Below are 20,452 nucleotides of genomic sequence, written 5' to 3' on the forward strand. Positions count from 1 at the left end.
GCTTGGGAGGATGCCGAGTTCTGCTAGTGACCGATGCCGATTTCCCGCAAAGTCGAACGGAATGTGCGCTCCCGATCGGAATATCTGTCGACGAGCTCCGAAGCATTGAGCTTCCCCAGATGGTCGGCGACGAATTCGCTGCGGTTCTCGGCGCTGTCGATCTCGTTGATGTCGACTGCAGGCAATCCGGTGTAGCCGAGCATTTCGCGCATGCGGTCGTCCACCGCGACCATCAGGCTCGGTACGGCCGCCTGCATGGCAATGATCGAGCCGTGGAAACGGCGACCCAGATTGAAGTCCATCGACGAAGCCCAGGCTCGCCACTGGTTGGTGTCGAAGAAGGTGCGCACCTGGAATGGCTTGCCGAGCCTGTCGGCGCCGGGATAGGCGAGGTTGCCCACCATGGTGCCCGACGCCGTGTCGTAGACGCGCCCCTCCCCATTGGGCTCGACGCTCATGTCGAAGTGGAGAAACTCGTCCTGGACCACATATTGCGGGACGCTGTCGCCGCCAGGCAGAGCCTTGGCATCCAGGACCGTATCCTGGTTGCCGCCAAGGTAACCGGAGAAAATGGTGCGCGCCTTGCCGACATCGACCTCAGGCAGCTTTCTGAGCGATTTCCGCATGTTGTCGGGCATGAAATAGACGGACGGGCAACCGGTCGGCCGCACGAAGTTAAAGCCTTGATCTTTCAGGAAACCTTCCGTCTCGAAGCCGCGCGTCAGGAAGAAGTGCTCACGCTCCTTGAGAATGGCCAGCAGCCGCTTCGTGCCCTCTGGCAGATTGTTCTCCAGGTCCTTGCGGTTCTGCTGACCGATGCCGAGCATGACGATCGGCATCTTGAGCTGCTCGAGCACATCGGCTTCCGCGTCGGCCGAAAGCCCCTTGCGCAGCAGATTGGCGCAGGTGAAGACGCAGATGTCGAAGTTCGAGTTGAATTCGTCGAGGCCGACGCCATTCTTGGCGCAATTATAGAGATGCCAGAACGGCACGTGCTTGGCGTGGGGTGAAAGCGCGCGCAGGGCACCTTCGCCGATGAGGTAGTTGCCGGTGTTGCTGATATTGCGCAACTCCTGCAGAAACTCCTCTTTCGTCTCCGGCTGTTTTTGACGCTCCGCATAGGAGACGGACAAACCGTGGGCGCCATTGACGAGGCGGGTGTAGTGACCGGGAATACCGGTCACAAGAATCCTTGCAGGCATGCAATCGACCTTTCTGCTTGAAAAACCGGCGTGGGCTCAACTGGCCGCCCGGATGCCGGCGTCTACCGCTGGATCCGCTGGAAAGACGGCCGTTCTTGACTGGGAAGAGTTATCGACCCAGGTGTCGCACCACGCGAGAAACTGCGAAAACGAGGATGTCCACGATCGACGGGATGCAGTCTTGATGCAGCCTTCGATCAGCGGAGCAAGTTGGTCTGGGTTGCGGGCAACCGCCTCGATGGCCTGTGCCATCGACCTGACGACTTCTGGATCGGCCGCCGCATGGATCAGCACACCGTCTTCGCCGTCGATGATGAGTTCGTCGACGGCTCCAACCGCCGTGGCAATCGGAACGCATCCGAGCTGCTGCGCCTCGGCGATGGCAAGCGGCGCGCCTTCCCAACGGGACGGCATGACGAGCACATCCGCCCAGGACAGTGCCTTGACGAGTTCCTTGCTGGCGAAGGCCGGTGGACGGACGTCGACGGAGAGATCCTTCAATCGTTCAGTCCATGAGACGCTCGAGTCGGCAAGAATCTCCCCACCGACGGCACGCGCCTCGAATGGAACATTCCTCGCTCGAAGCTCGGACAGCGTCGCTGCCAGCCTGTCGATCCCCTTCTGCCGATCAAGCCGCCCCATGTAGAGCACGTGCAAGCGCGCATCGTCGCGCGGCTGCCGTCGGGCGGCGATCACGTCTGCCTGGACTTTCGGTGGCACCGTAAAGCCCGCGCTGTTGGAGACGGCAAAGACCTTTGCGTGGGGCACGCCGAAACTGTGCAGGTAGGTCTTCAACTGCTCGGAGCAGGTCAGGAACGCGTCGTAGCAATGTTCGTGAGCGATCGCGGCAAAAGGCTGGCCCGCCGGGCGCTTGAACGCGGTGTTGTCGACGACGTGAAGATAGCATGCCGTTCGCGTTCCCTCGGAACGCAGCCGGGCGATGAGGGGATGGACGGCCATGACATGGTTGTTGATCACCAGATCGAAACCAGACAGCTGGCCCTTCAACGCCTGCCAATCGACTCCATGCTCGTCGGCGATAAAATCCTGTCCGAGGAATGAGCCCGACCCGCCCCATGCAGGAACGCCGGCATCCCAGAAGTGAATGTGATCAAAGCTCGCATCGAATTCGTCGATGACATCCATCTTGGCGCTGCCGAGCACGAACAGATGTGTTTCGAAACCGGTTCGCTTCAGCTCGCGCGCGACAGCATAAATGACCTTTTCGGCCCCACCGAAAGAGGCGTTCGGCACCAGCAGAGCCGCAGTGCGCTTGCCGGAGCTGTGCCCGAGCGGCAGGACCGGCGAACCGCCGACTTCCCTTCGCAGCTCCTTGTATAGCTCGCCATAGGGCACCAGCCGCGAAGGCCGCCATGTCCACCGTTTGCCCGCCGTATGGCGCAAGGGGCTGGAAGCAATGGCATTGATGCAATTGATCATCATCTGCTGCGGCGTGATCAGCGAACGGCGCGACAGGCTCTTGGGGAAGGGAAAGCGAACTTTCAGCAGCGTCACCGTCGGCCAGATCTGCTGGTTGCCGATCGATGCGAACCACTCCAGCGCGTTGTTCTGGATCACGTCTCTGACCAGCGGCGTCGGAAGGAAAACAAGGTCAGCCGGGCCGACATTCTGTGAACCTGCCGGTAGTGCAACCGCCTCGATCCCACGCTTCACGCCGTCATTTGCAAGTTGAACGAACAACGCGTTGGTATTTTCGCTCAACCGCTCCAGGTGGGCGAGAATGTTTGGAAGCATGCGCGAGCGCAATAAGAGATCGAAAGCCGAACCACTGCCCGCCACGAGAAAGGGCGGGAAGTGTGCATTGTCGGGTTCGCCGACATTTGCCCAGAACGCCGGGATGATGTCGTCCAGCCGAAGCACGGTTGGTGCCTTGGTCGGATCGGTAAACAGCGAGATCGACGCATTTTCGGTTCGGGCGAAGAGATAGCGCGGCGCTTCCTCATGCTCGAAATCGACGAGCATCGGGCGGCGATACAGAGCCTTGTGGCGTTTTCTGAGGTAACTGACCGAAGTAGCGCGCTCCCGGTTGGCTTCCTTGAAACGGCTTTCGGCGCGCAACCGATACTCAAAGACCGTGTCGTGGCATGGCACCCCGACGAAGCCATTCTCGATGCAGGACAACCAGAATTCCCAGTCCTCAAATCCGTTCTGCCGGTCGTCGCTGAAGCGCACGCCGGCGCGGAAAACGTCGATGGAAATCAGCGATCCCGTGTCGCAAATGTTGTCCGTGATGCAATGCGCCAGCCGCGAATACTGATTTCCGTAATGCGCGCGCCAGGACACGGAGAACGTATCGATGTTGGTATAGACCCAGCCACAAGCACTGCTGCCGAGCTTTTCATAGAGTGTCTCTATGGTGCGAGGCAGAACACGATTGTCGGCATCGAGGAAATACACCGCCCGCGCCTCGGGCAGATGCTCGAGAATGAAGTCGATGGCGCGGTTGCGGGCACCACCTGGCCCCGCGTTGCGGCCGAATATCACGTGAATGAACGGATGGACCGCAGCATAGAGCAACAGCTGGTCGAACGTTTCGTGGCACGGGTCGCCATCGACCGAAACCACGATCGCGAGCCTGGATGTGTTCAGATCGGACCCAAGAGCGGATTCGATGGCTTCCAGGACAAGCGCCGCATGACCGTAAAGCGGCATCGCGATGGCGATGAGATCGGCCTCTGGATTACCTGGCATTCAGGGCCTCCGTCGACTGCTTTACCAGTCGGAAGCTCGACAACTTGAGCCAGCAAAAATCGACGGTCTCATCCACGGCCCGGCTGAGGATGATCAGATCCATTGGCACGCGGATCGCTTCGTCCATCTGCATGCTGATGCTGATGGATTGCTGGGCACCGACTTCGCGCCAGCCGCTGAACAGGGTCGAAGGTTTCACCGAACCCTTGCGCGCGAGCTCGGCGACTTCCGCGCGCGCGTTCGAACTGGCGGGGCTCAGGAGAAAACTGACTGCTGCCGGCGCGCCCTTGGGATGATCGATAATGGCGCTTGCCGACAACGAGACGGTGCCAGGCTCGATGGCGCGGTTGATCGCCCCGGCTGAGATACCGGTCGGCAGCGGGTGGCAGACGATCGCATGTTCGTGTTCGAGGAACCGGATCGTCTGGAAATCCGGGACGATCTGGGTCACCGAAACGTCAGTGATCTGGCTGAGCTTCTCGATCCCCAGCCTGTAATCGACGGTGAATTGTCCTTCCAGCAAACTGGTGGGAGCGATCATGTTCGCGGTGCTGGCGGGCTTGACCCCGGGCAGCCCCGTAAACACCCGGAACGCAAGCGGGCGCAGGTCAAGGTCGGGATGCGGATGTTCCGATCGCGCCGAGTAGCGCTCGCTGGCGATGTGGTGCCCGAGCGAAAGGCCAAGCGCGTCGGAGCCGCTTGCAGATACGCGCAGGCGAAGTGTCCTTGCCGCGCCGCCGCAGGCACGCGGCAGAGAAAAGAAGTTCCAGCCGGAAACCAGGCCGACATAGGGAACATTCCATTCCGCCACGCCTTCGCCACTTTCCAGGTAGTTCAAAGTGACGATGAGCTCTCCACTGCCCTTCGGCAATGAGTGCAGGTGAAGCGCGAAGCCGGCGACCCCGAGGCTCGAGACGGGCAGGAGCTGCTCGATGAACGCGCTGCTCAACAGCTGCCCTACACCCTCGTCCTTCGGATCGGCAAAGGGATCATGGGCAAAGACTTCGGCAACCGGCTCCCAGTTTCGCGCATGGAAGGCGTCTTCCAGAAGGCGATAGTTTTCGAACAGTTCTTCGCGCTCACGCCTCAGCATGGCGAGTTCCGACGTGATCGAAGCCGAATATCGGGCGAGCCGGCCTACTCCGTCTTCGGCAAGCGCACGCAGGAGCGCCGAGCTCTCCGCCACATTGACCGGGTCAAGACGCAGGACCGCCAGCTCCGGGAGCGTTCGCAAGGCAGACAGTCGCGCCAGCCCCTTCTTCAGGTCCACCTCTGCCTTGTCGGAAAAGGCGACCGCGGCGATCGGAAACGTATCCTTCAACGTGTCGAAGGAACCACCGTCGGCTTCCACATAGTCCACCAGATGGGCAACATTGCTGCCCTGCAAGATCGCCCGATCGCGATCCGATGCCAGAAGCAGCTTTTTCAAACCGAGCCGAGGCCCCATGGCGGAGTGTCTTACTTCTTGCACGTAACGCCCTCAGAAGAAACGATAACGCATATCGATGGAGTTTCTGAACCGACGACAGCTATACTGTCGATCGCCATTCATCACGCTGATTACGTAGCAGTGAATTTCGCAGTGCACAACGGCAAAATACATAGCGCGCCCAACAATAAACATAACAAATACTTCAATATTTGAAGTATTCTGAAATGTTATTGTCACATTGCTGCCGGACGCCCCGTCATCGTTGTCATAAGGTCTCGCTGGCGCAGCAGGCAATCCTCGAGCCGGAAGCGCCGCTCGACAGTCCTTCGCGCTGCCGCCCGCATGCCGACGGACGCCTGCGGATTGCTGACGGCGCCGAGGATTGCTTCACTGAGCGCGTCGGCGTCGAAGAACGGCACAAGGATACCGTTGTGACCCGTGCGAATGACTTCGCGAACCGGAGGCGTGTCGGATCCGATAACCAAGGCGCCGCATGCCATGGCCTCGAGCACGGACCAGGAAAGCACGAACGGATAGGTCATGTAGACATGGGCCGCGGAGACCTGAAAAAGCTGGCGAAGGATGTGGTGCGGGACAACACCTGGAAAGATGATGTTGTTAGGCGGCACGTCAAGCGAGGCGAGCAGGTGCGATTTCCATGAACCACCGCCAGGAGGCGGCGGCCCGTAGCTGGTTCCGTCACCTCCGACGAAGACGAAAACCGTGTCAGGGCGCTTCTTCACGACCTGTGCGGCGGCCTGCAGTGCCTGGGGAAAACCACGATAGGGCTCAAGATCGCGGGCGACAAAGGTGACCACCGGCGGATCATTGGCCTTCAGCACGCGACCGTCCGGAAGCCGCACCGACGCCGAAGCGTTGGGGCGGAACAGCGCGGTATCGATACCTTCGTGGCAAACGGCAATGCGCTCGCGCGTATCGGCGGGATAAAGGCTCTTTTGCCATTCGGTGGGGCTGATGCCGCCATCCATGGCTTCCAGTGACAGCAATTGCGCGACGTTGCGCAGTCGCAATCTCTTGCGCTCTTCGAGGTCGGGTTGATCGTCGGGCGCAAAGCCGATATCGGCCCCCTGCGACCGATAGAAAAACTCGCAGTAGCCAAGGGCCGGAACGCGAGGAAGGGCATCCTTGACGAACATCATGCTGCCCCAGCCGATGTGGCCGACGACGATGTCCGGCGTCATGTCCTGTCGCGTCATCGCATCGAGCGTTTCGGCAACGCGATGTCCGATCCGGGCATGGTGATCCGGCACCGCCATGTGCCGAGCGATGGCCGCGGACATGCGCGGCCCGGGCTCGGCCCGGTGCCGAATGACGCGCACGGACGGAATCTTCTGATCCACGGTTTCGGTGATCAGGCTGACGCTGTTGCCGGACCGCACCAGGTCAGCCGCCAACGCGGCGAACTGGCCGAAGCCGCGCCGATGAACAAATGCCACATGCATGCTATCTAATCCGCTACCTGAATGACGTCCACATTGGGTTCTGCCCGGTCACATGTCGTAACGTGACGCGCTGCCCCAGACGAGTTCGAGTTGATGCAGGGTCTGAAAGGCGGTCTCCAGGTTCTGGCGATCCTGATGGCCGCGATTGAGCGCCCGCTCGTAGGCCATCGCCGCGTCGCGCAAGTTCGCCCTCAGCAGCCGGCCCTTTTCCGTAAGCTTGATGCGCGCCGAACGCTTGTCGCGCTGGGAGGCAACCCGATCGATATAGTCGCCATCTGCAAGTTGCTTCAGATAGTACGACACGTTCGAGCCGACATAGTGCCCGCGATCGAGCAGCTCGGCCACCGACAGCTCGGCATCTCCGATTGCCAGCAAGACCATGGCCTGAGCCGGACCGATGTCGTCGACACGCAGCTTGGTCAGCTCGGCGCGCACCAAACCGGAAAACCGCCTGCTCACCCTCTCCATCAGGCGCGCAAGCTCGAAATAGGTCAGCTGTCGGCAATCGTTCGCGGCTTCGGCTTGATCGTGGGCTCCTACCGCCTTCGACGTCTGCTCCTCCTGCTGGAGCAACGACACATCTTTGATCCCCGTGGACGGATAGAGTACTCTTTCATTCATCCAACTCTCCATTTCGAAATTTACTTCAAATCTTGAAGTAAATCAGACTACAACATCCCCTCCCCTCTACCTTGAACTTGCATTACCTCTTGCTTTTGTGCCACACATAGCGAAGCAATACTACGCTTCACCCTATTTTAAAGCCAGACGTCCTCCACGGATGGCTTTAACGTCAACCTCAGGCTACTGCCCATGCGTGATACTGTTCGGAACGAGACGATAAGCAACGCTCAAATTTTAGGGGTTCTGCGCCAGGATGAAATTATCAATCCAAGATTGCTAATATTGCAAGCCAAGCGTGTGTTTCTTTCCGTATCACTTTACGCCGCATTGCTCAGTGTCTGCATAAGCCTGCTTCAGCTCACGATACCGCTGTTCATGTTGCAGATTCATGACAGGGTTCTCAACAGCCAGAGCTTTGATACGCTCACCATGCTGACGCTGCTCGCGATCAGCGCATTGGTCGTCTATGGGGTCCTAGATCTTATCCGAGCCCTTGCTTTCCAAGCGATGGGCAGCGCCATCGTGCGAAGACTGAATGCTCCGGTTCTGGCATCGGCGGTGCAGGCATCGGTGAACCAGGGGCTTACTCGCGCCGCCCAATCCCTCCGCGACCTGTCGGAACTTCGCAGCTTCCTCACTTCATCGGCTGTGGTCGCGCCGCTCGACGCCGCTTGGTCCCCGATCTTTCTAGGGGCGCTGTTCCTGCTGCATCCGCTTTTCGGCCTGATCGGCGTCGTGTCCGTGGTGTTGCTCGTGTGCTGCGGACTGGTCAACGATTTGATGACGCGCCAGCTCACCAAAGAGGCCAACCAGGCGAATGTCGAAGCGGTCTCGAAGATCGCCGGCTCCCTTAGGCACGCCGAAGCGATCGAGGCGATGGGTATGTTGCCGGCGCTCGCAAGGCGCTGGCGTGGCCTGCAAATCCACGCTTTGGGCGCTCTTGAGGCCGGAGGAACCAGGAGCAGGGCGATGGCGTCGCTGACGCGCAGCCTGCGCTATTCGATCCAAGTGATCACGCTCGCCGCCGGCGCCCTGCTGGTTCTCGACCAGGCCATCACCCCCGGCCCGATGATGGCTTCGAGCATCCTTGTCGGCCGTCTGCTCATCCCCTTCGACACGATCATTGAAAACTGGCGCCAATGGGTGCTTGCCATTGCCGGCTGGCGCCGGCTCGAGGCGGCGATCGGCGAAGATCTGGCAATCCGCCAGACGACACCGACGCCCCATTCGGTCGGCGACGTGGGCGACATGATTGTGGATAAACTCGTTTACGCCGTCCCCGGCGTCGAGGTTCCGATCATCAAGGGCATTTCCTTCTCGCTTTCCCCCGGCGAAGTGCTGGGCGTGGTCGGCCCGTCGGCCGCCGGAAAATCGACGCTGGCCCGGCTGCTGGTCGGCATCTTGAAGCCGACCTCGGGTGGGGTCTTTCTCGATGGCCACAATACTTATCTTTGGGAGCGCGGGTCCTTTGGGGAATCGGTCGGATACCTCCCGCAATCGGTATCGCTGCTGGAGGGCACGATCCGGGAAAACATTGCCAGAATGGAAGATGGGGACCCCTACAAGGTCATCGAGGCCGCGCGGCTTGCAGAAGTGCACGAGATGATCGGCCGCCTGCCGCTCGGCTATGACACGCCCGTCGGCGATGGTCACCTGACGCTTTCCGGTGGACAAAGGCAGCGCATCGCGCTGGCGCGCTGCCTCTACAATCGCCCGCGCCTAGTCGTTCTCGATGAACCCAATGCCAACCTCGATTCGCTTGGCGAGCGCGCGCTGGTGCGTGCGATCCAGCGCATGCGCGACCAGGGTGCCATCGTCATCATGATCGCCCACCGGCCATCGATCATGCAGGTCGCCGACAAGCTTCTTGTCCTCGAAAATGGTCGTATCAGCCAGTTTGGGCCGCGAACGGATATCCTGACGACCGTGCCTGGGCCCGGCGAAACTCGGCGCGAGGTTGCTTCCGCATGACCGACAAACAGATGCTTCCGCTTCGTCCGCAGCCTTCAGAGCCCGTTGTCAGACCGCTGGCAAAAATCGCCCCTCAGGCGGCACCGACCCTGGCCGATATCGATGAGGCGCATTCCGAACGCGCGCTTCGCCGCCTGATGGTGGCGGGGCTTGCGACCATCATCGTATCCTTCGGTGGCTTCTTCACATGGGCGGTGTCGACGGAACTCAGCAGCGCGACCGTTGCCAACGGCAGCGTGATCGTCGACTCCAAGCGCAAGACGATCAGCCATTTCGAAGGAGGTGTCATGGGGCGCCTTCTGGTTCAGGAGGGCGAACAGGTGGCCGTGGGTCAGCCGCTCATCCTCTTGGAAGACACGCGGGCACGCTCCAACTTGAATGCCCTCACCAGCCGTCGCATCGGCCTCATTGCCAGGCTCGCCAGGCTCAAGGCGGAACAGGACGGCGCCGCCGCAATCGCCTTCCCAAAAAATTTCGGCGAAGCCGGCGAGATCGCCGTCGACGAAGCGATCAAGGCGGAGAATGTCTTCTTCGACAAGCGACACGAGGCCAAGGCCGGGCGCGTCGACGTTCAGACGAAAACGATCGAGGAATATGGCGAACAGACAAAATCGCTGCTCATCCAGCTCGAAGCGACCGACCGGCAGATCGCCCTCATCACCGAACAGCGCACCGCAATCGCCACGCTGGTCGAGAAGGGCTTCGTGCAGCGCGCGAAGCTCATCGAGGTCGATACGCGCCTGAGTGAGCTCGCCAGAGCGCGCGGCGAACTGGCCGGAGACAAGGCGCAGGCAGAAAAGGCAAGGGCTGGCGCCCAACTCGCGTTGATCGGCATCGAAAGCGAGTTTCAATCGACCATCGCGGGTGAGATAACCACGGCGCGCATCGACCTGACGGATGTCGAAGAACAGATCGTTGCGGCAAAGGATGTCTTGCGGCGCATGGAAATCCGCTCGCCCCAGGCAGGCGTGGTCAGCAACATCTGGCTGCGTACCCCCGGAAGTGCTGTCACGCCTGGCCAGCCCCTGATGGAAATCGTACCCGAAGACGAGCCGTTGGTCGTCGAGATGCGCGTCAACCCTCGTGACATCGACAGCATATCGGTGGGCTCTCCGACGCAGATCCGTCTGACCGCCTACAATCAGCGCTCGCGCATGCCCTTCAATGGCGCGGTGACCTACATTGCCGCGGACCAGACGGTCGATGAGAAGTCGGGTGCCTCCTATTTCACCGCTCGCGCCAAGATCGATGCGGCGTCTCTTGCTGCCGATCCCGATGTTCGCCTGTATCCGGGGGCGCCTGCCGAGGTGCTGATCGTGCACAAGGCACGCCGCGCCATCGACTACCTGGTGTCTCCTCTGACAGAAAGCTTCAATCGCGCCTTCAGGGAAGATTGATCCGGCGCCGGCAAGCGGGATACGTAGTAAATTACTACAAATATTGAACTAGTTTGCTACTAAACTACCCACTAAATCGCGGAAAACTATGCATAGTTTAATTTCTGTATTGATTTCCCACGAAAATTGGCAATAATGTCGCGAAGATTTCATGATTTAATCTGGAATCGATGTTGAAATATATTCGAGGCCGATGCACACTCCCGGCGCATCAACATCGACCTGGTCGGTGGACGTGCGATTTATCCACCAAGAGGAGAGGCAGATGGCCACACTAGAAGGCGGCGCATACGACGACGCGCTGTTCGGCTCTCGCTTCAACGATTTCATCCATGCTCGAGCGGGTGATGATTTCGTGAGCGGCGGCAACGGACATGACATCATTTTCGGTGACGAAGGTGACGACCAGCTTTTCGGCGGCAACGGCAACGATACGCTGTTTGGCGGCGAAGGCGACGACGTTCTCTATGGCGAGAACGGCAACGATACGCTGACCGGTGGATGGGGTGATGATCTCCTTTCCGGCGGCAATGGCAGCGACATTTTGCTCGGCGGTCAGGGTAACGACTTCCTGTCCGGCGGCAAAGGCAGCGACATGCTCTTCGGCGGTGGCGGCAATGACGTCATCGACGGCGGCGCTGGCGACGACCTCCTGGTTGGCGGTGCCGGCAGTGACGTCTTCGTATTCGACGGCGGCGGCGGCAACGACGTCATCCTCGACTTCACGCCCGGTGAAGATCTGCTGCAGATCTCGAAGGGCATCAATGGTCTCGATATCACCTCGCCTGACGACCTCGCTTCGCGGGTCACCCAGGTCGGCGGCAATGTCATCATCGACCTCGGCCACGGCGATTCACTGACCCTGGTCAACGTCGACGTCGACGACATTCACGCAAATCCCGAGAACTATTTCACGGTTCACTAAGCGTGGACTAGGCGTGCCCTGCATTCCTCCCGCAGGGCGCGCACTCCAAGAGGGATTGAATTTGCCGTTCAGCGATATCAAGCAGCCGAATACCGATCATCGGGACGCAAAGGCATTTCGTTTAGGATCGGACCTGGCTGTTCTCATCTGGGACCTGCCGCCGGGGCTGCCAATTCCAACGCGGCCGGTGCTGACGATGTCAAAGCCGCCGGTGCCGCTCGTGAGCGTAACTCTTTCGCTCGTTGACGGACATCAGCGAACGCTGTGGGCGATGCGGACAGCGAGAGCGCCGATGTCGGCTGTCATTGCCGTCGAAGGCAGCGACAGCGCAGTGCCGATCGGCATCGAACCGGCAAGCGGTCTGCCTCCACTCGACATGGAGCAGCTGTTCCTGGAACTCGCGCCGGAAGCGCGTATCAGATTTCTCAACGTCCTGCTGACGACGTGGCGAAGCGCATTCAAGGTCGCTAGCGACCCATATTTCTCACTTATCGTCGAAGACGCCCTCAACGCATTGGCGCCAACGCCTCGACCGGCGCGCATCACCTGCGAGCTGGGCCGCGGACGGTTCTTGATCGAAACGACCATCAATCCGGAGTTCGACGACAAGCTCGGGATCTATGTCGTGAGCGCTGCAAGCGTCAGCCAATTAAGGCCGAAGGCGATCATCCGTCGCGGCACACGCTCGGCCTGGCAGGCCTGCCACTTCATTGCCGAGATGCCAAGCCTCAGCCCACCCTTTCAGATTGTGCTGCTCAGCAAGAACGGCATCGCCATAAGACAGCTTTCCGAGCGCGAAGCGCAATGTCCAAGCCTTACGCGCTGGTGGGCAGACAATCGCGACGCGCTCGAACTGCGCGAATTGCTCGTTCAGCATCTCGCCGCCTGGCCGAACGGTGGACCGGCGACCGCAATCGACCTGCAGGTCCGGGCGCCCTTGAAAGAGCGTCACGTTCCGAGAGCGGCACAGCAGCCATCCGGACAGGTCGACCTGGCGCTCGCCCTTTCCGACAGCCTGCTGGTCGGCGGATGGTATCATGATCCGTCATCCATGCTCGCCGGCATCGACTATCTGCAGGCGGATGGCAAAGCGGTGCCGCTGGACGGCAATATCTACGAATTCCCCGGATGGGCGCAGACACAGGCCGACAAATCGAAGACGGACGTGACCGGCTTCGTTGCCCGTCTACCCCTCGATCAACCGCTCGGCCCGCTGCTTCAGCCGCGTTTTCAGATGCGGCTCGCCTCCGGGGCCGTGAAATCCCTCATCCCGCCGCCGCAACCCTTCGAACCCGTGCTGCAGCGAAACCAGATCCTGCGCGCGGTCCCGCCGCAACACGCCATCGACGATGCATTCCGCACGATACTTGCGCCGGCGCTGCGAGAAGTGGAGCAACGTCTGGGCAAGACGGTCGAGGTCAAGCGGACGAGAGACTATGGCCTGCCGCAGCATGCACCGCTCGTTTCCATCGTCATCCCGCTCTACAAGGTTCTCGATTTTCTCCGCTTTCAGCTGTCGGGCATGGCGACGGACCCCTGGCTCATGGAAAACGCGGAACTGGTCTTCGTTCTGGATTCCCCGGAAATTCAGGACGAGACCGAGCATCTGCTCGGCGGGCTGCATCTGTTGCACGGTTTGCCCATGCGGCTGGTGGTCATGAACCGGAACGGCGGCTACGCGCGGGCGTGCAATACCGGCGCGCGTATGGCGCGCGGCTCCGTTCTGGTCATGCTCAATTCCGATGTCGTGCCCTGCGAACCCGGCTGGGTGCAGACGCTGATAGATCCGATCATGAGCGGGGCGTTCGGCGCGGTCGGCCCCAGGCTGATCTTCGAAGACAGATCGCTGCAGCACGCGGGCCTCTATTTCGGCCGCGACCAGCGTGGGATCTGGCTGAACCACCACTTCTACAAGGGCATGCCCAGCGACTACATGCCGGCGCAGCAGGCGCGAACGGTTCCCGGTGTCACGGGCGCCTGCCTCGTCACCACGAGGGATCTCTACGAGAGCGTCGGCGGCTTCACCGAGGACTATATCATCGGTGATTATGAAGACAGCGACCTTTGCCTGAAGATCCGCCGGGCCGGCTTCGAGATCGGCTACGAGCCGTCGGCCTGCCTGTATCACTTCGAGCGCCAGTCGATCCGGCGCAGCCAGGACTACATGCGCGGGGTCGCCAGCCAATACAACTCCTGGCTCCACACCCAGCGCTGGGACGATGACATCGCCGCGCTGATGGCGCGCGACTATCGATCGCCGAGCAGCCCCAAGACCGCGTCTCCCGATGACCACGCAATTGAATGGACGAATGCATGATCGATGCCCTGCCCCGCGATGAAATCGGTGCACCACCGCCACTGGACGACGCACATCTTCGCTGGCTGACCGACAGCGTGTCGCGCAACCGGTTCCTTCCGCAGCCGGACGCGAACAGCATTTTTGTCGGCGACGGTGATTTCCGTGCGATCGGCGCGGAGTTTCTCGGACATTTCATCCGCATGGGCGGCTTGCGGGCCAATCATCGCGTTCTCGATATCGGCTGCGGCATCGGCCGCATGGCCGTGCCGCTCACCCAATATCTCGATGGCGACCGAGGCCGTTATGATGGCCTCGATCCCGTGGAGGGCGGCATCCGCTGGTGCCGGGCGACCGTGACGCCGACCTATCCGAACTTCACCTTCCAACGCCTCGACATCGCCCATGATCTCTACAACCCGACGGGGACGATCAAGGGCCGGGAACTGAAACTGCCATTTGCAGACGCGCAGTTCGATTTCATCATCATGACGTCGGTCGTCACGCACCTGCCGGCTGACGAGGTCATGGCCTATCTGGCGGAGATCGTCCGGGTCCTGGCACATGGCGGCCGTTTGTTCATGACAGCCTTCATCGTCGACGAGATCGCCAGGCGAAATGCCACGGGGCGGCGCGATCCGCGCCTTGCCTTCGAGCGCGCCGGCCAGGGACCTTGCTGGTTCGTACCGGGTCAGCCGCCGTTGGCCGCCGTCGGCTTCGACGATGGTTTTCTCGACGGCGCGTTCAATCGCACCGGTCTCTCGCTCGCGCTCAAGTCCTTTGGCCATTGGCGCGAACCGGGCGGCACACACTATCAGGATGTGCTCGTGGGTGAGCGTCACCGGAGCCGCCCATGAGCGAGCGCATTCTCGTGGTGGCGCACAATCATCCGGCCCTTCATCCCGGCGGCACGGAAGTCTTTGCGCACGATCTCTTCCGCGCCTACCAGCGCGCAGGACACGAGGCCCTGTTCCTGGGCGCGGTCAACCAGGTCCATCGCGAGGCCAGACCGGGCACGAGTTTCCAGGCCATAGGGCCGACAGGCGACGAAATCCTGCTTTGGGCGGGGCATTTCGATCGCTTTTTCATGAGCCAGATCGACCTTTACGGTTTCGTGCCGGATCTGGTGGAACTGCTGCGCGAATTCCGACCCGATGTGGTGCATCTCCACCATATTCTGCTGATGGGCGCCGAATTTCCGCATATCGTGCGCAGAACGTTGCCGGCGTGCAAGATCGTCATGACCCTGCATGATTACTACCCGATCTGCCATCATGACGGCCTGATGGTGCGCACCGACAGGCGGGAGCTCTGCCATGGTTCAAGCCCGGACCGTTGTCACGCCTGCTTCAAGGACATCAAGCCCGACCGCTTCGCGCTCAGGGAACAACATCTCAAGGCGCTTCTGAGCACGGTTGATTGCTTCGCCGCGCCGAGCCAGTTCCTGAAACGACGCTATGTCGACTGGGGAATTGCCGAAGACCGCATCTCCGTCATTGCCAACGGCCTACCGCCCCAGGCGTTTAAGGCCGGCAAGGACAAACCCAAGAGCGGCCGCCCCGTCTTCGGCTATTTCGGCAACCTAAACCCTTGGAAAGGTATCAAGGTGTTGCTGGAGGCGGCGCGCCAGCTGATCGCCGATGGCGTCGACTTCGAGCTGCGCGTCCATGGCGGCGCACCGTTTCAGACCCAGGAATTCGTCGCCGACATCGACCGCCTGTTTTCCGAAACCGCACCCTTCGTCCAGCTGCGCGGCCCCTATCGGCGAGAAGATGTGGCAGCCCTCATCGGCGGCGTCGACTGCACCGTTGTCCCCTCCATCTGGTGGGAAAATGCGCCGCTGGTGATCCAGGAGGCGCAAGCGCAGGGACGCCCCGTGATCGCCAGCAATATCGGCGGAATGGCCGAAATGGTCAGGAACGGCGTCAATGGCCTGACCGTGGCACCCGACGATCCACGCCAGCTCGCAGCCGCCATGCGGCAGGTCATCGAAAAGCCGACGCTTCTGCGCCAGCTTTCCGGCCGAGCCGTTCGCCCTGATGACATCGACACGACAGCCGGTCGTTACCTTGCTCTTTTCAATCTCCAGCAGGTTCAGGCCGCATAAAGAGGACCCATGGCCCAAGTCGCAGAAAAACTCGACACGCCGCCGCCCGAGAATGAAGGCGCCAAACCCATCAACGGTCGCGTCGATGCCATCGATGGGGGACGCCTGTTCGGCTGGGCGCACGATCCCGCCGCCCCCGGCCAACGGCTCAAAGTGCGCGTCCTCCTCGATGGCGCACCGGTCGCCGAAGCGATCGCCGACCGCAATCGCCCGGACCTCAAGCGAAACGGGATCGGTGACGGCCAGCACGCATTCGAAATCGCCCTGCCTGAGGCGGTACAGAAGCGCAGCCGCGATCTCGTCGTCATGGCGTTTACGGGAGACGGAGCGGGGCAGCCCCTGCGCGTGCCACAACCAGACGAACAGGCAGCCGAAGCGCTGATCGCAGCACCATTGACCAGGGTGCTCGACAAACTGGACGTGCTGATGGCTGCGCAGCGTCAGCTGCAGATTTCCCAACGTTCGCTGCAGCGCGTACCTCATATCGGTGCAGATGCGGCGGAAACCGACGGAGCGGCAGACCCGAGCGCCGGCATCGACGGCCTTCGTGCCGAGATGAGCCGACGGCTCGACGATCTGGACGTGCATCTGCTGCGAATGGATGGCGTCGTGGCGGGCATGGAGAAGACACTCTCCACACTTCAAAAACGGGCGGGCGGCGAGACCAGGCCGCTCGTGTTGCTTCTCTTCGTCCTCATGGGATTTGCAGCCGGAGCGCTGCTGGCATTGCTGGCAAGATGATGATGCGGCAGACGATGGCGAACGATGAAAGACCCGCTGGCACCAACGGCACCCGCGCCGCGGGGGCACCCTTGCGCTTCGGCAAGGGTCGGGCCGTTTCCGCTCGGATCGATCAGGAAACCATGCTCGTCCTTGGCAGCGGACGAGCCAGGGGCCACGCTGTTTCCGTCAGGGCCGATGGCGCAAAGCCCGCGCGAGACGGCGCTTCTGTTGCAAGCTGGCCCTTGTCTGCATCGTCGCCGTCGGCGACGCACGGTTTTGCGGCGCTCCTGACGCAACCGAAGCCCGATGTGCCCATCTCGCTGATCGACGTTGACGATGGGCGCATCAGCGAGCGCTTCATCGTTGCCCCCAGACCGATTTCGATCGAAGATGCCGCAACCCTTATTGCGCAGACCGCAGCAGGAGAAACGGCCGTCGTCGTCAGTCGCCTCGCCGATCAGCTCATGGCGCAGCCGGGCAACCGCAACAGGGTTTTCGCCGGACTTTCGCTGATCAAGGCACTGCAGCCGTCCGACGGCTTCATCGAACTGGTCGGAGAGACCCATGACGGCGTCATCGTCATCATGGGCTGGAGCCGCGCATTCGTTCCCGGCCGTTGCCAAGCCTATCTGCTAGCCGGCGCAACGACCGTCGCCGATTGTTTCGTCGCCAGTTTTGCCCGGCCGGATATACCGGAGGGCGAACTGGGCTTCGTCGCCGTTCTGGAAACGGGCGGGAGGGTGCGCGCCGACGCGCTCAAAGGCATCGTCTACAATGCCGGCGGAGGCTGGCACCTGACACCGGCGCATTCGCGCGTGCAGATCAGCGCGGCCCTGGACACTCCGGACCACATCCGGTCCGTGCTGCTCGAAGCCCGGGCAACGCCAGAGGCCATGCTGCGCCTGCGTTCGGCGGCAAACGGGTTCACCGGCAAGGACACAATATCGAGCCTTCCATACCCGGTTCGCCTGGACGTTGACCGGGTGTTCGAAACCGATGAAGGCGACATGCTGATTTCGGGCTGGCTGCTCGACCCGGAGCACCATGTTTCCTCCGTCAAACTGCGGCGGCCGGGCGCAGAGGCCAGGCTCGACGACATCTGGACGCGCCTGGATCGGCTCGACGTTTCGCAAAGCTTCGCCGATCAACCCGCATTCCGGGCATCGCTCGACAGCGACGATCAGGCCCACGGATTTGTCGCCCATGCGAGACTGCCTGGCGGCAATCTCGACGCTACACCCTATCTTGATCTGACCTTGAGAGAAGGTCGGCGCGCGTTTCTGCCCTTGACACCCAAGCGGATGCCGGCGCGACGGGCCGCAATCCAGCAATTGTCTTTGTTCGATGCCGCCAACTGGGCGCTGCCGGCGATCGTCGATCACCAGATCGTCCCGCTTCTCTCCAAGGCCGCCTGCGCCGCGCCGCGCATGGAAACGATCATCGACGTCGGGGTGTTCGACGAAAATGCCGGCGTTCCCATCATCGTCGGCTCCACCGTCGGAATGCCGGAAGTCGGCCCGCTCCTCGCATTGTTTGCGCTCGACCCGCAGACGCGCTGCGCTCCGCTCGTGATCGTTGTCAGCAAGCCGGCCTTCCAGAGGGATCTCGTCCGTCTTAGACAGCTGGCACGGTTTTATGGTCTCTCGGTCCGCCTGGTCTGCGCGGCCGCGGCACAAGATCGCTTCGATCTGCTGTCCGTCGGGGCGGAGGTGGTTTCATGCGACACGATCGTAACCATGGCGGGCTCACTCGTCCCTACCGGCAAAGGCTGGTACGACGCACTGACGGCAGTCGGAGAGGCCCACGTCGGAAGCGTGATTTCGCCGATGCTTGCCTATGACGATCACTCGGTGAAATGGGCAGGAAGCTGGCTCTCCGAGGACGGCGATCAACTGCTGCTCGATCGCTATGCCGGTTATCCGCTGATGGCGATTGCGGCACTGCAATTGACGCGGGTCGACGTCGCGTCGCTCGAATGCTGCATCATGCCGCGTGCGGTCCTGAACGACGCGATGCGCGATTGCGGCGTCTATCTCGGCTCAAAACAGAAGGCCTGCGAAATCGGGCTCCGGATCAACCGGGCAGGCACCGCTGCCTACTTGCTGCCATCGATCCAATTGCTCGGCTGCGACGAGCCGATGTCGGGAGAGCAGAACGGCAAGCTTGCCGCGCTCGCCGAGCGCATCGATGTCGAAATCCTCAAGTCGCGGTGGCGAAGTGCTCACCAGAACCAAAGATCGTTTGACAGGGTTTCCGCATGAGGGAGCAAAAGCTTCGCGTCCTGGTGATCTCGCATGCGCACCCCTCGTTTTCGCTTGGAGGGGCGGAGATCGCTTCGCACAACCTGCATCGCGGCCTGAACGCGATGGAAGGTGTCGAATCCGTGTATCTGGCGGCCGCCTCCCCGCCACTGCAACGACACGCCTCGTCGGCGCTGATGAGTGCGCGCCTGCCGCAGGAAGAGGTGTTGTTCCACACCGATGCCTATGATCATTTTCACCTCGCGAATGAGGACGTCGAGTCGATCGAGCGTGATCTCCTGCGCTTCGTGCGCGATGTGAAACCGGATGTCATTCATTTCCATCACGTTCTGGGTTTCGGTCTCGAGGCCCTCTATGCGGTGCGCTCCGCACTGCCAGACGCGGCAATCCTTCTCACCCTTCATGAATTCGTGCCGATCTGCCACAACCACGGCCAGATGGTAAAACGCCCGACGGGTCAGCTTTGCGAGCAGGCTTCGCCGACCGCCTGCAACAGCTGCTTTCCGGATATTCCGGCATCAAGGTTCCTCCGGCGTGAGGCGCTCGTGCGCACCATGCTCCTCGATATGGTCGACGCGTTCGTTGCGCCGAGCGCCTTTCTCGCCAAGCGCTATGCGGAGTGGGGCGTAGATCGCCAACGCATTCACGTCATCGAAAACGGAATCATGGGCGAGGAAGCGACACCCGCGCGCGAACTTGCGCGAAGCGACGCGCGTCGCAACCGCTTCGCCTTCTTCGGCCAGATGACGCCGTTCAAGGGCGTCGACGTGCTGATCGATGCCATCGGCCGCGTACCGGATGAGATCTGGGGCGATGACGCCTACCTGATGATCTTCGGCGCCAATCTCGAGCGCCAACCGGCCGAATTCCAGGCGCGGATGAAGAAGCTGATCGAGCGAGCCGGTCGTCGGGTGCGCTTCTACGGCAGCTACCAGAATGCCGATCTGCCGAAGCTCATGCGATCCGTCGATTGGGTGATCTTCCCATCGATCTGGTGGGAGAACTCACCCGTCGTTATCCAGGAAGCGCTGCTGCACCGCCGACCGATCATCTGCTCTGACATTGGCGGCATGGCCGAGAAAGTTCGCGATGGCGCCGATGGCCTGCATTTTCGCGCCGGCAACGGCCAGCACCTCGCGGATCGGATCGTCGAGGTGCTGAACGACGACACGGTCTGGGACCGCTTGCGCAGCAGCATGCGCGGTCCCTTCAGCTCCAAGGATTGCGCACGGGAACACCTCGGCGTCTATCGCAGCCTGCTGCGCGAGAAAGACGGTGCCGCGCAACGCGAACATCGCGTCGAGATGCGCGTCTCGTCACAGTTCCAATGACGGATTAA

At 61.3% G+C, this 20,452-nt stretch carries 14 protein-coding genes; 9 read left to right on the forward strand and 5 right to left on the reverse strand.

What is annotated here, in order from left to right; genetic code table 11:
• Positions 1–23: 23 nt before the first annotated feature.
• From ASD03_RS25570 to ASD03_RS25590, 5 genes are all read right to left on the reverse strand, one after another.
• Positions 24–1,202 carry a polysaccharide pyruvyl transferase family protein gene (locus tag ASD03_RS25570; protein WP_057217255.1) on the reverse strand — a complete coding sequence of 393 codons (1,179 nt, stop codon included), beginning with the start codon at positions 1,200–1,202 and terminating at the stop codon, positions 24–26.
• A gap of 36 nt (positions 1,203–1,238) precedes the next feature.
• The gene (locus tag ASD03_RS25575; protein ID WP_057217257.1) at positions 1,239–3,914 is read right to left on the reverse strand and encodes a glycosyltransferase; all 2,676 of its coding nucleotides are present in this window, start codon (positions 3,912–3,914) and stop codon (positions 1,239–1,241) included.
• Positions 3,904–5,361: a DUF6212 domain-containing protein gene (locus ASD03_RS25580; RefSeq protein ID WP_107028307.1), complete on the reverse strand. Its 1,458-nt coding sequence runs from the start codon at positions 5,359–5,361 to the stop codon at positions 3,904–3,906. The genes ASD03_RS25575 and ASD03_RS25580 overlap by 11 nt, the downstream gene beginning before the upstream one ends.
• Positions 5,362–5,579: 218 nt before the next feature.
• Positions 5,580–6,809 (reverse strand): glycosyltransferase family 4 protein, encoded by a 1,230-nt coding sequence (locus ASD03_RS25585; protein ID WP_057217261.1) that lies wholly within the window; start codon positions 6,807–6,809, stop codon positions 5,580–5,582.
• Positions 6,810–6,857: 48 nt separating this feature from the next.
• Positions 6,858–7,430: a MarR family transcriptional regulator gene (locus ASD03_RS25590; RefSeq protein ID WP_057217263.1), complete on the reverse strand. Its 573-nt coding sequence runs from the start codon at positions 7,428–7,430 to the stop codon at positions 6,858–6,860.
• Between the two features lie 192 nt (positions 7,431–7,622).
• Here ASD03_RS25590 and ASD03_RS25595 point away from each other — a divergent pair, with 192 nt between their 5' ends.
• The 9 genes from ASD03_RS25595 (at position 7,623) to ASD03_RS25635 (ending at position 20,444) form a co-directional block, all read left to right on the forward strand.
• Positions 7,623–9,404: a type I secretion system permease/ATPase gene (locus tag ASD03_RS25595; protein ID WP_057217265.1), complete on the forward strand. Its 1,782-nt coding sequence runs from the start codon at positions 7,623–7,625 to the stop codon at positions 9,402–9,404.
• On the forward strand, positions 9,401–10,801 hold the full coding sequence (locus ASD03_RS25600) for an HlyD family type I secretion periplasmic adaptor subunit (protein WP_057217267.1): 1,401 nt from the start codon (positions 9,401–9,403) through the stop codon (positions 10,799–10,801). The genes ASD03_RS25595 and ASD03_RS25600 overlap by 4 nt, the downstream gene beginning before the upstream one ends.
• 265 nt (positions 10,802–11,066) lie before the next feature.
• A complete protein-coding gene (locus tag ASD03_RS25605) occupies positions 11,067–11,726 on the forward strand; it encodes a calcium-binding protein (protein ID WP_057217270.1) in 660 nt (219 codons plus the stop codon).
• 292 nt (positions 11,727–12,018) lie between these two features.
• A complete protein-coding gene (locus ASD03_RS25610) occupies positions 12,019–14,043 on the forward strand; it encodes a glycosyltransferase family 2 protein (RefSeq protein WP_225906501.1) in 2,025 nt (674 codons plus the stop codon).
• On the forward strand, positions 14,040–14,879 hold the full coding sequence (locus ASD03_RS25615) for a class I SAM-dependent methyltransferase (protein ID WP_057217272.1): 840 nt from the start codon (positions 14,040–14,042) through the stop codon (positions 14,877–14,879). The genes ASD03_RS25610 and ASD03_RS25615 overlap by 4 nt, the downstream gene beginning before the upstream one ends.
• Positions 14,876–16,129 carry a glycosyltransferase family 4 protein gene (locus ASD03_RS25620; RefSeq protein WP_057217274.1) on the forward strand — a complete coding sequence of 418 codons (1,254 nt, stop codon included), beginning with the start codon at positions 14,876–14,878 and terminating at the stop codon, positions 16,127–16,129. The genes ASD03_RS25615 and ASD03_RS25620 overlap by 4 nt, the downstream gene beginning before the upstream one ends.
• 9 nt (positions 16,130–16,138) lie before the next feature.
• Positions 16,139–16,870 (forward strand): hypothetical protein, encoded by a 732-nt coding sequence (locus ASD03_RS25625; RefSeq protein WP_057208333.1) that lies wholly within the window; start codon positions 16,139–16,141, stop codon positions 16,868–16,870.
• Between the two features lie 14 nt (positions 16,871–16,884).
• Positions 16,885–19,113 carry a hypothetical protein gene (locus ASD03_RS25630; RefSeq protein ID WP_063997113.1) on the forward strand — a complete coding sequence of 743 codons (2,229 nt, stop codon included), beginning with the start codon at positions 16,885–16,887 and terminating at the stop codon, positions 19,111–19,113.
• Positions 19,110–20,444, forward strand: a complete 1,335-nt coding sequence (locus tag ASD03_RS25635) for a glycosyltransferase family 4 protein (protein WP_057217277.1) — start codon at positions 19,110–19,112, stop codon at positions 20,442–20,444. Before ASD03_RS25630 ends, ASD03_RS25635 begins: the two co-directional genes overlap by 4 nt.
• The last annotated feature ends 8 nt before the right edge of the window (positions 20,445–20,452 follow it).

This window comes from Ensifer sp. Root127, from assembly GCF_001425225.1.
Lineage (GTDB): Bacteria > Pseudomonadota > Alphaproteobacteria > Rhizobiales > Rhizobiaceae > Ensifer > Ensifer canadensis.